Here is a 12511-nt window from a genome sequence, read left to right on the forward strand (position 1 = left end):
TATGGTATAGATTGAGAGTAAATGGAACTGGTAATGACTTGGTTGTGGGACAGGGCGTATGGCTACGGTATTTATATCGTTGTTGTATTGCTGATTGCTCTCATCTGCTGGCATCTCTATTCTCGTTATCAGTCGCATATCGAAACGCTTCTACTTGCTACCCCGTCGCCACTCTACTTTGTTGATGTTCGAAGTGGCGAAATACTCTATGCCAATCGCCAAGCCATGCAGTTGCTTGGTATCCGCCAAATCGGTGTTAATTTTCGCTTTCCTACTGTGGAAAGCGAGAACAGCTTTCGTCACTACTTAACCAACCACATCAACTCTCGAGCCTTCGAGCAGGTCTCCCTGTGGGCGCTTTCTGAATTTGAGTCGTTCAAGATCAACTTGATCGGTCGTAAGATCCATTTTAGAAATAAGCAGGCTTGGATGATTCACGCCTCACCTTATAAAAACACTAACGAAGAACTGTCCCAAGAAGTTCGAGAACTGAATGTTGCTCGTACCGCTTTGGATTCTTTGTCTGAGCTGATCTACGTGAAAGATCAGAAAGGTCAGTTAGTGACGAGTAATCGCTCGTTTAAAAAGTTTTGGCATGGTCGTGCTGAAGAGGGCACCCTGAGTGTTTCTGGTGGAGTATTAAAAGGTCGTGTAAGTGAACGCTCTTGGACTACAGATCAAGATGGAAAAAGCTGCTTGCTTGAAACCTACCAAAGTGTGCTGCTTTCCCAAGATGGAGAAACCATCGGCACGCTCTCTATTAGTCATGATGTGACCGATTGGCATGACATGCAGCAGAAACTGCGTGGCGAGATGGAGAAGCGAAAAGATACCGAAGTGGCACTTGCGCAGCGTGACACCATCTTGCAAAACCTCCTGGAGGCCAGCCCAGACTCGATTGGTATCTTTAATGAAAACATGGTTTATCAAGCGTGTAATAAGCCATTTGTGGCTGCGCTGGGTATCTCTGAAGTGAGTGATTTGGTCGGTAAACGCCTGCAAGATGTGGTGCCTAATAGTATGTATATGCGTATTTCAGACACCGATCACCAAGTGCTTCATCAAAGTAAATCACTGCGTTATATCGACAAAGTGGTCTCAAGTGATGGAACATTTACTTGGTATGATGTAGTCAAATCACCGTTTAGAGATCCAGCATCGAGCACTAATGGTGTGTTGATCATGGCGCGTGATATTACAGAGCGTTATCTAGCAGAACAAAAGCTTGAAGAAGCCAACCTTGAACTTGAACGCCTCAGCTTTATGGATAGCCTGACTAAAGTGTCTAACCGACGTCGTTTCGATGAACAGCTCTCTACACTGTGGCATTATCATGTGCGTGAGAAGCTGCCACTGACGATCATGCTATGTGATATCGACTTCTTTAAAGGCTACAACGACTTTTACGGACACCAACAAGGCGATGATGCTTTGATTCAGGTTTCTCAGGCATTTAAGCAGGTGTTGAATCGTTCATCTGATTGTGTGGCTCGTTATGGTGGTGAAGAGTTCGGCTTTATTCTGCCAAATACAACGACCGAAGGTGCTCAGCTGGTGGCGCAGCGTATTCATGATGAAGTCCTAAAATTGGAACTTGCGCATGAGAAGTCGACAGTCTCTGAATTCATCACGGTGAGTATTGGTATTATCTCTTACATTCCTACACCTGATGATGAAATGGAATCGGCTGTTGCCTTGGCTGATAGTGCGTTGTATCAAGCGAAATCAGACGGTCGCAACCGTTCAATGGTGCATCCATACTCAATTCGCTAACGCTATAAAATTGGCAATTTGATTATCCCCGGCTATTTTTGCTTAGTTAGTATTTGTATTGGTTAATTAACCTTCGAAATTACCGCTGAACACTTGCTGCGTGTGATGTAGCTAGCTTACCTCCCATCTTCAAACAGGGTAGAATGTTGCTAGTCTTATCGCATGGAGCGCTAAATGAAACCCATGAAAAATCTTGCCCAGTATTACGTGGATCTACTCGTAAAACTGGGGATTGTCCGCTTTTCTATCTTACTCGCCCTAGCGCTTGTTGCCCTCGCTGTTGTTGTGCAAGTCGGTATCACCCTTGCACTCAAAGGCAATGTTGATGACATCGACATTGTCCGTTCAGTTTTCTTCGGTTTAGTGATCACGCCTTGGGCGGTTTATTTTCTGTCAGTGGTCGTGGACCAGTTGGAAGAATCACGTCAAAGGTTAGCGAAATTGGTCTCTAAACTTGGCGACATGCGTGAGCGAGACCAAGAACTCAACAATAAAATGCAGCTCAATATCGAGAAGCTTAATCAAGAAATTGAAGAGCGTGAAAAAGCGGAAGAAGCGCGCGCAGAAGCAATGCAAGATCTCGAAAACGAGGTGTTCCAGCGCGAGCGTACTCAGCTTGAACTCGCAGAACGTACTGCACTGTTACGCTCGTTTATCGATGCCTCGCCTGACCTTATTTACTACCGTAATGAAGATGGTGTGTTCTCTGGTTGTAACCGTGCGGTTGAAGAGCTCACTGGTAAAACAGAAAAAGAGCTAGTTGGTTTAACTCCTTGGGATGTTTACAGTAAAGAGGTCGCTCAGCAAGTTGTTGAAACCGATAAGAAAGTATTTGCTGACAACCAAGCACTGACTTATGACCAATGGCTTGAATACCCAGATGGCCGCAAGAGTTACTTCGAACTGCGTAAAGTGCCTTTCTACAGCAAAGATGGTCGTCACTTGGGCTTGGTTGGTTTTGGCCGCGATATTACTGAACGTAAAGAGCATCAAGAGTCGTTAGAAAAAGCCAGCCGCGATAAGACCACCTTTATCTCAACTATTAGCCACGAGTTAAGAACGCCGCTCAACGGCATCATTGGCTTGAGCCGCATGCTGCTTGATAGCCAACTGACCACCGAACAGCGCAAGCAGATGCAAACCATCAAGGTGAGCGCGGTGACACTGGGTAATATCTTCAACGATATTATTGATATGGATAAGTTCGACCGCCGTAAGCTTGAACTCTTCCCTACGCCTATTAACTTTGAAGATTTCGTTGTCGAGATCGAAAGTATCTCTGCGTTGATGGCTGAGCAGAAAGGGTTAAGGTTCGATCTAGAAAGATTGTCTGATCTTCCAGCTGCTGTTGAGGTGGATGGTACTCGTCTTAGACAGGTACTGTGGAACCTTGTTAGTAACGCGATGAAGTTCACCAAAGATGGTGGAGTGGTGATGACAGTCAGCGCCGACATTGATGGTGACTTTGCCAACATTACGATGGAAGTGGAAGATACTGGTATTGGTATCCCTGAAAGTGAAATCGAGAAGATCTTCGCGATGTACTATCAGGTGAAATCGGGCACGGACAACTTGCACGCTGTCGGCACGGGTATTGGTCTCGCTGTCTCTCAACAGCTAATTAATATGATGGATGGCCACATTGAAGTCATCAGTGAAGAGGGCTTTGGCAGTACCTTTACGGTTTCGATTCGAGTTCCAGTGAATCACGATACTCAGGCTCTGATCAAAACGCCAAGAAAACAGTCGAATCTTAAGATCTTTATGGTCGAAGACATTGAACTCAATATCACAGTGGCTCGCTCTCTACTTGAAAGCCTTGGCCATGAAGTGACGGTCGTGATGACGGGTAAAGAGGCGCAAATTGCTTTCAATCCTGAAGACTATGATTTGGTGTTGTTGGATATCCAACTGCCAGATATGACGGGTTTCGATATTGCTCAATACTACCGCGAGAAATACAGCCAGCTACCGCCTTTGGTGGCGTTAACTGCGAACGTATTAAACAACAAGCAAGAGTACTTCCAGAAAGGCATGGACGAAGCGATCAGTAAACCTTTGTCGGTTCGAGCTATCCAAGATGTCATCAGTGAACTTATCGAAGATGCACCAGAGGTAATTGAGAAGGTAGCGGGCACCGATAAGGTTGAGAGCATTGATAAAGTCGACGCGAGTAAGCCTTTTCTTTCAGAAATTGATACCACTTTGCTTGATATTGATATGCTAGAGTCTTATGTTGATATTGTTGGACCGAAACCGGTTTTGGATAGCATCGCGATGTTCGAAGATATGATGCCGGAGTATATGGAAATATTGAACTCCAACATGGTCGCGAAAGATAAAGCCAGTATCGTTTCTGAAGCACATAAGATTAAAGGTGCAGCAGGTTCTATTGGCCTGAAACGCATCCAACAAGTTGCCCAGAAAGCTCAATCTCCAGATATGCCTGCGTGGTGGGAGAACATTTCAGATTGGGTTGATGAGATAAATAACGAATACCAGAATGACATTGAAGTCTTAAAGAGTTGGTTAAACCAAAGGTAGAAGAATAATGAAAAAATTAGCATTCGCCGCATGTGTAGTGGCATTAGCGGGTTGTTCTACGCCACAAGTAGAATGGCAGCAAGATAATCAAGTCGAAGTATCTGCAGCAACAGTTACCATGAAAAGCAACCTTTGGCACAACAAGATGCCAACGATTGGCGAGACTCAAGATAAGACCCTGCATGGTTCTATCTACCTAGAGTCAGACTCACAACTGCCAGCAACGCTTGCGGTTGAGAGTGTTACGGTTAAACAGGGTGCAGACACCTTGTTGGTAACGGCTGACGATCTTGATTTAAGAACACACAGTGAAACTCAATGGGAAGTCGCGTTTGTATGGCAGTTAGAAATCGACAGTGATAAGCCTGTTGATGTGGCGGTGGAACTTAAAGATGGCGAAACCGTGAAGTGGCTAGTAGAGAAAGACGTTAAGGTGGATACGGTTTACTAAAACCTTATCCAATTAAGAACAATAAAAAAGGGAGAATGCGTTGGCATTCTCCCTTTTTAATAACTATTGATGACGCTTCTAATGTTCAAAGTACTTACTGGTGAGTAGTGCTAAATGGTCAGAAGCGCGAATCGAATTAGTCTTCTAGGTCACCACAAAAGCGGTAGCCTTCACCGTGAATCGTTGCAATGATTTCTGGCGTACCAGAAACAGATTCAAAGTGCTTACGAATACGACGGATTGTTACGTCTACAGTACGATCGTGTGGCTTAAGCTCACGGCCTGTCATCTTCTTAAGAAGGTCTGCACGTGTTTGGATCTTACCTGGGTTCTCACAGAAGTGAAGTAGAGCACGGAACTCTGAACGAGGTAGCTTGTAGCCTTCGCCATCTGGGCTAACCAGAGAACGACTGTTGATATCTAGTACCCAACCGTTGAACTCATACTTCTCAACGCTACGCTTCTCTTCTTGAACAGAGCTTGTGCTCATTGAACGGTTCAGAAGGTTGCGTGCACGGATAGTCAGTTCACGAGGGTTGAAAGGCTTAGTGATGTAGTCATCAGCGCCGATCTCTAGGCCAAGGATCTTATCAACTTCATTATCACGACCAGTTAAGAACATAAGCGCTACGTTTGCTTGCTCACGTAGTTCACGCGCAAGTAGTAGGCCATTCTTACCTGGAAGGTTGATGTCCATAATTACAAGGTTAACTTGGTTGTCAGATAGCACTTGGTGCATCTCTTCACCGTCGCTAGCCTCAAAAACAGCATATCCCTCTGCTTCAAAAATACTCTTTAGAGTGTTACGAGTTACTTGCTCATCTTCAACGATAAGAATCTGCGGGGTTTGCATTTGGCGGTACCTAAATTTGTGACGAAACTGTGCTAATAGAATAAATTCTAGGCAAAAACATAACATACAGGTAATGTATTTTTGATGATAACTTAAAGTTTTCAAAAAAACACTTACTTCCAGCTATCTGCCTTCCTTGAAGTATTGCCCAATAACGTAGATCCAGTACGCCTTTCAATCATTCTTTTAGTGATTGGAGTGGATTCTATAATGTTAACAGCATGCTAACAACGCGAGAATGTTAATTCCATTCACTTTGTTGATTTACATCAATTGCCGTATCGCAACAAACTTTAATAGTATGGCTACAACTTAACCAATGTTATGGTGACTATTTAGCACCAAAACAAGAATGATTATTCGAGATGCTTCGCACATCTTGCCTGCTACAGACCGGATTATGAACCAAGGAAGCTGAAAGCTGTCTTAAGAGTCTAGTAGATAAATATGCTCAATCAACTTTTATTGAGTAATAAATTGAGCATAGAACAATGAAAACAAAGGATTAATTTTAATAACATATAAAAGCATAGAGGCTAGCCTGACATAACCGGTAACGCCTTACTCACGGAGGATATATGCACGATATAACACCCGACTTGTGTGATGAGTTTGAAAGCGAAGTCACCCTACTGAACATGCCATTGCAGAACTTCGGCCAACGTGGTGCGTTCTTTGGAAAAATTGTAACAGTTCGTTGTTATCACGATAATTCCAAGGTTCGCGAGGTTTTAGAGACCGACGGCTGTGGCAAAGTGCTTGTCGTTGACGGAAATGGCTCATGCCAGAAGGCGCTGCTTGGCGATCAACTCGCTATTCTCGCGATAGAAAACGGTTGGGAAGGCGTGATTGTAAACGGTGCGGTGCGTGATGTAGGCATGATGTCGCAAATGGACCTTGGCGTTCAGGCGTTAGGTGCATCGCCATTCAAAACAGAGAAACGCGGTGTCGGCCAAGTGAATGTGACACTCTCTATACATAATCAACTGATTCAGCCTGGTGACTATATTTATGCCGATTGGAATGGCGTGTTAATTTCATCTGAGCTGTTAATTGAATCGTAACTGACTCAAATTGAATGCCGTTGATAGATTAGAACGGGGAATGGTTTGTGATGTACTAAACGGGGAATGGTTTGTGATGTACTAAAAGTTTGGATCTCAATCCGCACTAATCTGTTAATAAAGAACAAGCTAAAGAGACTAAAAGCGAAACCCTAGTCCCACTTCAACACCTTGCTGCCACTCTTCATAATCAAGGGTGGCATGCAAATCTAGGTTATCTGTTAGTTGCACTCGGCTGGAAACCTCTGCGGCTACCGATTTCTCATTGTCTTCGGTCTCGTCTTTATAGGTGTGTAGAGAACTGTTAAAAGAGACTCTTTCTGAGAACTGATAACTGACACCACTCAAGAATCCACTTTCCTGTTTCAGTGCCGCACTATTGATACGTGTACCGACGTAAAGATCCACATCTGAAAACAAGCTATAAGAGTAGCCACTGTCTATCTTCCAAGTATCGAAGCTTTCACTCGACGCGTTTTGTGTGGAGATAAAGAATTTATGAGAAGAACTATCGATCTGGCTGGGTAGTAGAGGCAAGCTATTCGCTGAACAAACAACAGGCATAGCAAAAGCCAAAAGAATAAGTAATCTCTTCATTTCCCACTCCTGATGTCATTATTATTGTTCTTCGAACGTTATCGTTCAATTAAAGCACAGAACTTGTACGTTCGCTGCACAATCGATATAGCATTTTGTTATGACTATATGCAACTGATCACTATTGCCTGTTCAATGAGTAAATCCAGTATCTTAAGTGAAGGTTTATACAGGGTGTTTTATCCCTTAAATGACGGTTTGCTCTGAAAAACGGTGCGAATGTAAAAAAAACGCAACTTTTCATTGACGTCCAGTGGTAAAAATTGATACACGTAGAGTAAAGCACAAGCAGAGAATTTGATATGCAGCACGTAAGCCACCTAGTAATGACCACAACCATTATTATTACCGACATTAACATTGTTGGGGCAGGCTGCTAAGTAACGGATTTTAAAAAAAAGGCCTGTATCCAACAAGATACAGGCCTTTTTTTGTACCATTTTTATGACTTATGGAGAAAGGGATGCGCGTTTTAAAGTTTGGAGGTTCATCATTAGCTGATGCAGATCGTTTTTTACGAGCGGCTGATATCATCGCTAATAATGCCCAGCAAGAAGAGCTAGCCGTTGTACTATCGGCTCCAGGAAAAACAACCAATAAGTTGGTCGCTGTTATTGAAGCTGCACTGAAAAATGGTGAAGCTGACGCACAGATTACAGAGATCGAATCTTCATTTAACACACTGTTTGCAGAGATCAAAGCGGTCGTGCCTTCTATCGATGGTGCCGCGTTTCAAGAGCAGGTGGATACCTCTCTTGCTCAGCTAAAGCAGTTCGTGAATGGCATCAACCTACTTGGTATGTGCCCGAACCACGTTAATGCTCGCATCATCAGTAAAGGTGAGCGAATCTCTATCCAGTTAATGAAAGCGGTACTGGAAGCGAAAGGCCAACCAGCAAGCCTGATTGACCCTGTCCAATACCTATACGCTAAAGGCGATCACCTTGAAGCTATGGTCGATGTGGATGTCTCTACTCAGAACTTCCAACAATCTCCACTTCCTAAAGGTCACGTTAACATCATGCCTGGCTTTACTGCGGGTAATGAAAAAGGTGAGCTAGTCACACTAGGTCGTAATGGTTCTGACTACTCAGCGGCTGTGTTAGCGGCGTGTCTACGTGCTGATTGCTGTGAAATCTGGACTGATGTCGATGGCGTTTACAACTGTGACCCACGCTTAGTTGATGATGCTCGTCTGCTCAAGTCTCTTAGCTACCAAGAGGCGATGGAGCTTTCTTACTTTGGTGCTTCGGTTCTACACCCGAAAACCATTGCTCCTATTGCGCAATTCCACATTCCTTGTCTGATCAAAAACAGCTTCAACCCACAAGGCGCAGGTACTTTGATTGGCCAAGACACTGGCGAAGATAACCTAGCAATCAAAGGTATTACGACGCTAAGTGACCTAACCATGGTTAACGTATCAGGCCCAGGCATGAAGGGCATGGTAGGTATGGCGAGTCGTGTATTCGGCGCGATGTCTTCTGCTGGCGTTTCTATTGTCCTTATTACTCAATCTTCTTCTGAGTACAGCATCAGCTTCTGTATTGAATCGGCTGATAAGGTGAAAGCGAAACAAGTGTTGTCAGACGCGTTTGAACTTGAACTTAAAGATGGCCTGTTAGAGCCGGTTGAGTTCATGGATGACGTTGCGATTGTAACGCTGGTGGGTGACGGTATGCGCACTTCACGTGGCGTAGCATCTCAGTTCTTCTCTTCTTTAGCTGAAGTGAACGTCAACATTGTTGCTATTGCTCAAGGTTCTTCAGAGCGCGCTATTTCAGCGGTTATCCCTGAAGACAAAATCTCTGAAGCAATCAAAGCGTGTCACGAGAACCTATTTAACTCTAAGCACTTCCTAGATGTATTCGTTGTGGGTGTCGGCGGTGTTGGTGGCGAGCTTGTTGACCAGATCCAACGTCAGCAAGGCAAACTGGCTGAAAAAGGCATCGTGATTCGCGTATGTGGTTTAGCAAACAGTAAAGGTTTGTTGCTAGACAGCGATGGTCTACCGTTAGAGCAGTGGCGTGACCGTATGTCGAGTACGACTGAAGAGTTCAGCCTAGCGCGTTTAGCGGCTTTGGTTCAACGTAACCACATCATCAACCCAGTATTGGTTGATTGTACGTCTAGCGAAGGTATTGCGGCGCAGTACGCTGATTTCCTAGCGGCTGGTTTCCACGTAGTAACACCAAACAAGAAAGCAAACACAGCAAGCATGGCTTACTACCATCAGCTTCGTGAAGTTGCACGCAACTCACGTCGTAAGCTGATGTACGAGACAACAGTAGGTGCAGGTCTACCGGTCATCGAAAACCTACAGAACCTTATCTCTGCAGGTGATGAACTTGAGAAGTTCAACGGCATTCTTTCAGGTTCACTGTCTTACATCTTCGGCAAGCTTGATGAAGGTATGACACTGAGCCAGGCAACCAATATTGCAAAAGATAACGGCTTCACTGAACCGGATCCTCGAGATGATCTATCTGGTATGGATGTGGCGCGTAAGTTGCTTATTCTTGCTCGTGAAGCAGGCATGGCGCTTGAACTTGAAGATGTTGAAGTAGACCAAGCTCTGCCACCGGGTTTTGATGATTCAGGTACGGTTGAAGAGTTCATGGCTCGCCTACCAGAAGCGGATGCTTACTTCAAAGAGCAGTCAGCTATCGCAGCAGAAGAAGGTAAAGTACTTCGTTATGTGGGTGAAATCGCTGAAGGTAAGTGTAAGGTTCGTATCGCTGCTGTTGATGGCGACGACCCAATGTTCAAGATTAAAGATGGCGAGAACGCATTAGCATTCTACAGCCGTTACTACCAACCAATCCCTCTAGTACTGCGTGGCTACGGCGCGGGTACTGAAGTAACAGCTGCTGGCGTATTCTCTGATGTGATGCGTACTCTTGGTTGGAAATTAGGAGTTTAAGAATGAGTTCAAGTGATATGGATGTTGTCGTTTATGCTCCTGCATCAATCGGTAATGTCAGTGTAGGGTTTGATGTGCTGGGGGCCGCTGTGTCTCCAGTGGATGGCACGCTGCTAGGTGACCGAGTTATGGTTAAAGCCGGTGATGAACCATTCTCACTTAAAACTGCAGGCAGCTTTGTTTCTAAGCTGCCAACTGAAGCAAAAGAAAACATCGTTTACGACTGCTGGGTGGTGTTCTCGAGAGAGCTTGATAAAAAAGGCGTTACGCTAAAGCCTTTAGAAATGACACTAGAAAAGAACATGCCTATCGGTTCAGGTTTGGGTTCTAGTGCATGTTCAATCGTCGCGGCACTGGATGCGCTAAACCGTTTTCACGGTCAGCCCCTGAATGAAACTGAACTGCTTGCTCTGATGGGTGAAATGGAAGGCAAGATTTCAGGTGGTATCCACTACGATAACGTTGCGCCATGTTACCTTGGTGGTGTGCAGCTCATGCTTGAAGAGCTAGGCATCATCAGCCAAGAAGTACCGTGTTTTGACGACTGGTACTGGGTAATGGCTTATCCGGGTATTAAGGTTTCAACGGCTGAAGCGAGAGAGATCCTACCATCTCAATATCGTCGTCAGGATATTATTGCTCATGGTCGTCACTTAGCGGGCTTTATCCACGCGTGTCATTCAGGTCAACCTGAACTGGCGGCGAAGATGATCAAAGACGTGATCGCTGAACCATATCGTGAGAAACTGCTTCCAGGGTTTGCTGATGCTCGTAAATACGCGCTGTCAGCTGGGGCACTGGCTACTGGTATTTCTGGTAGTGGTCCAACTCTATTTAGCATTTGCAAAGAACAAGATGTCGCCGAGCGTGTTGCACGCTGGTTAGAACAAAATTACGTACAAAATGAAGAAGGATTCGTTCACGTTTGTCGCCTAGATAAGCAGGGTTCGATCGTTACAGGAAGTGAGTTATGAAACTGTACAACATCAAAGAAAATGATGAACAAGTCTCTTTTGGCCAAGCCGTTCGTCAAGGCTTAGGCCGTAATCAAGGTCTATTTTTCCCATCTGAACTGCCAAAGTTTGATGATATCGATGCGCTGCTAGCAGAGGACTTTGTCCCTCGTAGCTCAAAGATTCTGTCAGCATTGATTGGTGATGAATTACCAAAAGAACAGATCGACCAAATGGTGGATGCAGCGTTCCAATTCCCTGCACCAATCAACCAAGTAAAAGACGGCGTTTACGCGCTTGAGCTTTTCCACGGTCCAACACTGGCGTTTAAAGATTTCGGTGGCCGCTTTATGGCTCAATCTTTAGCAGCTGTTTCTGATGGTGGTCAAATCACTATCTTAACGGCAACATCAGGTGATACTGGTGCGGCGGTTGCGCATGCTTTCTACGGCATGGAAAACATCAATGTTGTGATTCTTTACCCGAAAGGCAAGATCAGCCCACTGCAAGAGAAGCTGTTCTGTACGCTTGGCAAGAACATCCACACTGTGGCGATTGATGGTGACTTTGATGCGTGTCAGGCTCTAGTTAAAGACTCATTTGATGACGCTGAACTGCGTAAAGAGATCGGTCTTAATTCGGCAAACTCGATCAACATCAGCCGTTTAATGGCTCAGATCTGTTACTACTTTGAGGCGGCTTCTCAGCTGACTAAAGAGCAACGTGAAAACCTCGTTATCTCTGTACCAAGTGGTAACTTTGGTAACCTAACGGCTGGTCTATTGGCTAAAGCGCTAGGTCTACCTGTTAAGCGTTTTATCGCAGCAACTAACGAAAATGACACTGTTCCTCGTTACCTAGAAACAGGTCAATGGGATCCAAAACCGACTGTTGCGACAACATCGAACGCGATGGACGTAAGCCAACCAAACAACTGGCCTCGTATCGAAGAGCTTTGCCAACTGAAAGGTTGGGGCTTAGATACACTAGGCAAAGGTAAAGTATCTGACGAGCAGAGCGCTGAGTCAGTTCGCGACCTAAAAGCACAAGGTTACCTATGTGAACCACATGGTGCGATTGCTTACCGTCTACTGGAAGAGCAACTGCAAGAGAACGAAACTGGCTTGTTCCTGTGTACAGCACACCCAGCGAAATTCAAAGAAGTGGTTGATGACATCCTAGGTTCTGATATCGAACTGCCTGGCCCGCTAGCAAAACACGCGGCGATGGAATTGTTGTCTGAAGATCTTGATAACGATTTTGAAGCGCTAAAAGCTGTGCTTCGTCGAGTTCAACCGTAACGTCCATTTGTTTTTCGAACAAATAAAAACGGCGCTCAATGAGCGCCGTTTT

The 12511-nt window shown here is 44.9% G+C and carries 9 protein-coding genes, 1 pseudogene and 1 other annotated feature; of the genes and pseudogenes, 7 read left to right on the plus strand and 3 right to left on the minus strand.

Going from position 1 to position 12511, the window contains the following annotated elements; genetic code table 11:
• The first annotated feature begins 21 nt into the window (after positions 1–21).
• The 3 genes from AB4133_RS16935 to AB4133_RS16945 all read left to right on the plus strand — a co-directional run bounded on the left by AB4133_RS16935 (position 22) and on the right by AB4133_RS16945 (position 4768).
• On the plus strand, positions 22–1773 hold the full coding sequence (locus AB4133_RS16935; RefSeq protein WP_372225085.1) for a diguanylate cyclase domain-containing protein: 1752 nt from the start codon (positions 22–24) through the stop codon (positions 1771–1773).
• 174 nt (positions 1774–1947) lie between these two features.
• Positions 1948–4317, plus strand: coding sequence for an aerobic respiration two-component sensor histidine kinase ArcB (gene arcB / locus AB4133_RS16940; RefSeq protein WP_372225087.1), 2370 nt, complete (start codon positions 1948–1950; stop codon positions 4315–4317).
• A 7-nt stretch (positions 4318–4324) separates the two neighbouring features.
• Positions 4325–4768 carry a hypothetical protein gene (locus AB4133_RS16945; protein WP_017070077.1) on the plus strand — a complete coding sequence of 148 codons (444 nt, stop codon included), beginning with the start codon at positions 4325–4327 and terminating at the stop codon, positions 4766–4768.
• Positions 4769–4904: 136 nt separating this feature from the next.
• Here the strand turns inward: AB4133_RS16945 and arcA are convergent, their stop codons facing one another.
• Together arcA and AB4133_RS16955 are read right to left on the minus strand one after the other, a co-directional pair.
• The gene (gene arcA, locus AB4133_RS16950; protein WP_004741534.1) at positions 4905–5621 is read right to left on the minus strand and encodes a two-component system response regulator ArcA; all 717 of its coding nucleotides are present in this window, start codon (positions 5619–5621) and stop codon (positions 4905–4907) included.
• A gap of 429 nt (positions 5622–6050) precedes the next feature.
• Positions 6051–6152 (minus strand): annotated as a pseudogene (locus AB4133_RS16955) (ribonuclease activity regulator protein RraA); the annotation flags it as partial.
• 47 nt (positions 6153–6199) lie between these two features.
• On the opposite strand from AB4133_RS16955, the gene AB4133_RS16960 reads away from it, so the two are divergent.
• Positions 6200–6685, plus strand: a complete 486-nt coding sequence (locus AB4133_RS16960) for a putative 4-hydroxy-4-methyl-2-oxoglutarate aldolase (RefSeq protein ID WP_017059310.1) — start codon at positions 6200–6202, stop codon at positions 6683–6685.
• Positions 6686–6823: 138 nt separating this feature from the next.
• Here AB4133_RS16960 and AB4133_RS16965 read toward each other — a convergent pair whose 3' ends face one another.
• Positions 6824–7282, minus strand: coding sequence for a hypothetical protein (locus tag AB4133_RS16965; protein WP_017070076.1), 459 nt, complete (start codon positions 7280–7282; stop codon positions 6824–6826).
• Positions 7283–7597: 315 nt separating this feature from the next.
• Positions 7598–7716 (plus strand) — a sequence feature (Thr leader region).
• A gap of 29 nt (positions 7717–7745) precedes the next feature.
• Between AB4133_RS16965 and thrA the strand changes: the two genes are divergently transcribed.
• From thrA to thrC, 3 genes are read left to right on the plus strand one after another with little or no spacing between them, the layout of a single operon-like run.
• Positions 7746–10205 (plus strand): bifunctional aspartate kinase/homoserine dehydrogenase I, encoded by a 2460-nt coding sequence (gene thrA / locus AB4133_RS16970; RefSeq protein ID WP_372225089.1) that lies wholly within the window; start codon positions 7746–7748, stop codon positions 10203–10205.
• A 17-nt stretch (positions 10206–10222) separates the two neighbouring features.
• The gene (gene thrB / locus AB4133_RS16975) at positions 10223–11179 is read left to right on the plus strand and encodes a homoserine kinase (protein WP_032545653.1); all 957 of its coding nucleotides are present in this window, start codon (positions 10223–10225) and stop codon (positions 11177–11179) included.
• The gene (thrC, locus tag AB4133_RS16980) at positions 11176–12459 is read left to right on the plus strand and encodes a threonine synthase (protein WP_102394353.1); all 1284 of its coding nucleotides are present in this window, start codon (positions 11176–11178) and stop codon (positions 12457–12459) included. Before thrB ends, thrC begins: the two co-directional genes overlap by 4 nt.
• Positions 12460–12511: the final 52 nt, after the last annotated feature.

It is taken from the genome of Vibrio sp. 10N.286.52.F8 (assembly GCF_041468745.1).
GTDB lineage: Bacteria > Pseudomonadota > Gammaproteobacteria > Enterobacterales > Vibrionaceae > Vibrio > Vibrio crassostreae_C.

What these genes read in the sequence shown, in the direction of transcription:
- arcA (WP_004741534.1), bottom strand. Translation starts at nt 5,621, where the DNA reads ATGCAAACCCCGCAGATTCTTATCGTTGAAGATGAGCAAGTAACTCGT.
- AB4133_RS16935 (WP_372225085.1), top strand. Translation starts at nt 22, where the DNA reads ATGGAACTGGTAATGACTTGGTTGTGGGACAGGGCGTATGGCTACGGT.
- thrB (WP_032545653.1), top strand. Translation starts at nt 10,223, where the DNA reads ATGGATGTTGTCGTTTATGCTCCTGCATCAATCGGTAATGTCAGTGTA.
- AB4133_RS16965 (WP_017070076.1), bottom strand. Translation starts at nt 7,282, where the DNA reads ATGAAGAGATTACTTATTCTTTTGGCTTTTGCTATGCCTGTTGTTTGT.
- AB4133_RS16960 (WP_017059310.1), top strand. Translation starts at nt 6,200, where the DNA reads ATGCACGATATAACACCCGACTTGTGTGATGAGTTTGAAAGCGAAGTC.
- thrA (WP_372225089.1), top strand. Translation starts at nt 7,746, where the DNA reads ATGCGCGTTTTAAAGTTTGGAGGTTCATCATTAGCTGATGCAGATCGT.
- thrC (WP_102394353.1), top strand. Translation starts at nt 11,176, where the DNA reads ATGAAACTGTACAACATCAAAGAAAATGATGAACAAGTCTCTTTTGGC.
- AB4133_RS16945 (WP_017070077.1), top strand. Translation starts at nt 4,325, where the DNA reads ATGAAAAAATTAGCATTCGCCGCATGTGTAGTGGCATTAGCGGGTTGT.
- arcB (WP_372225087.1), top strand. Translation starts at nt 1,948, where the DNA reads ATGAAACCCATGAAAAATCTTGCCCAGTATTACGTGGATCTACTCGTA.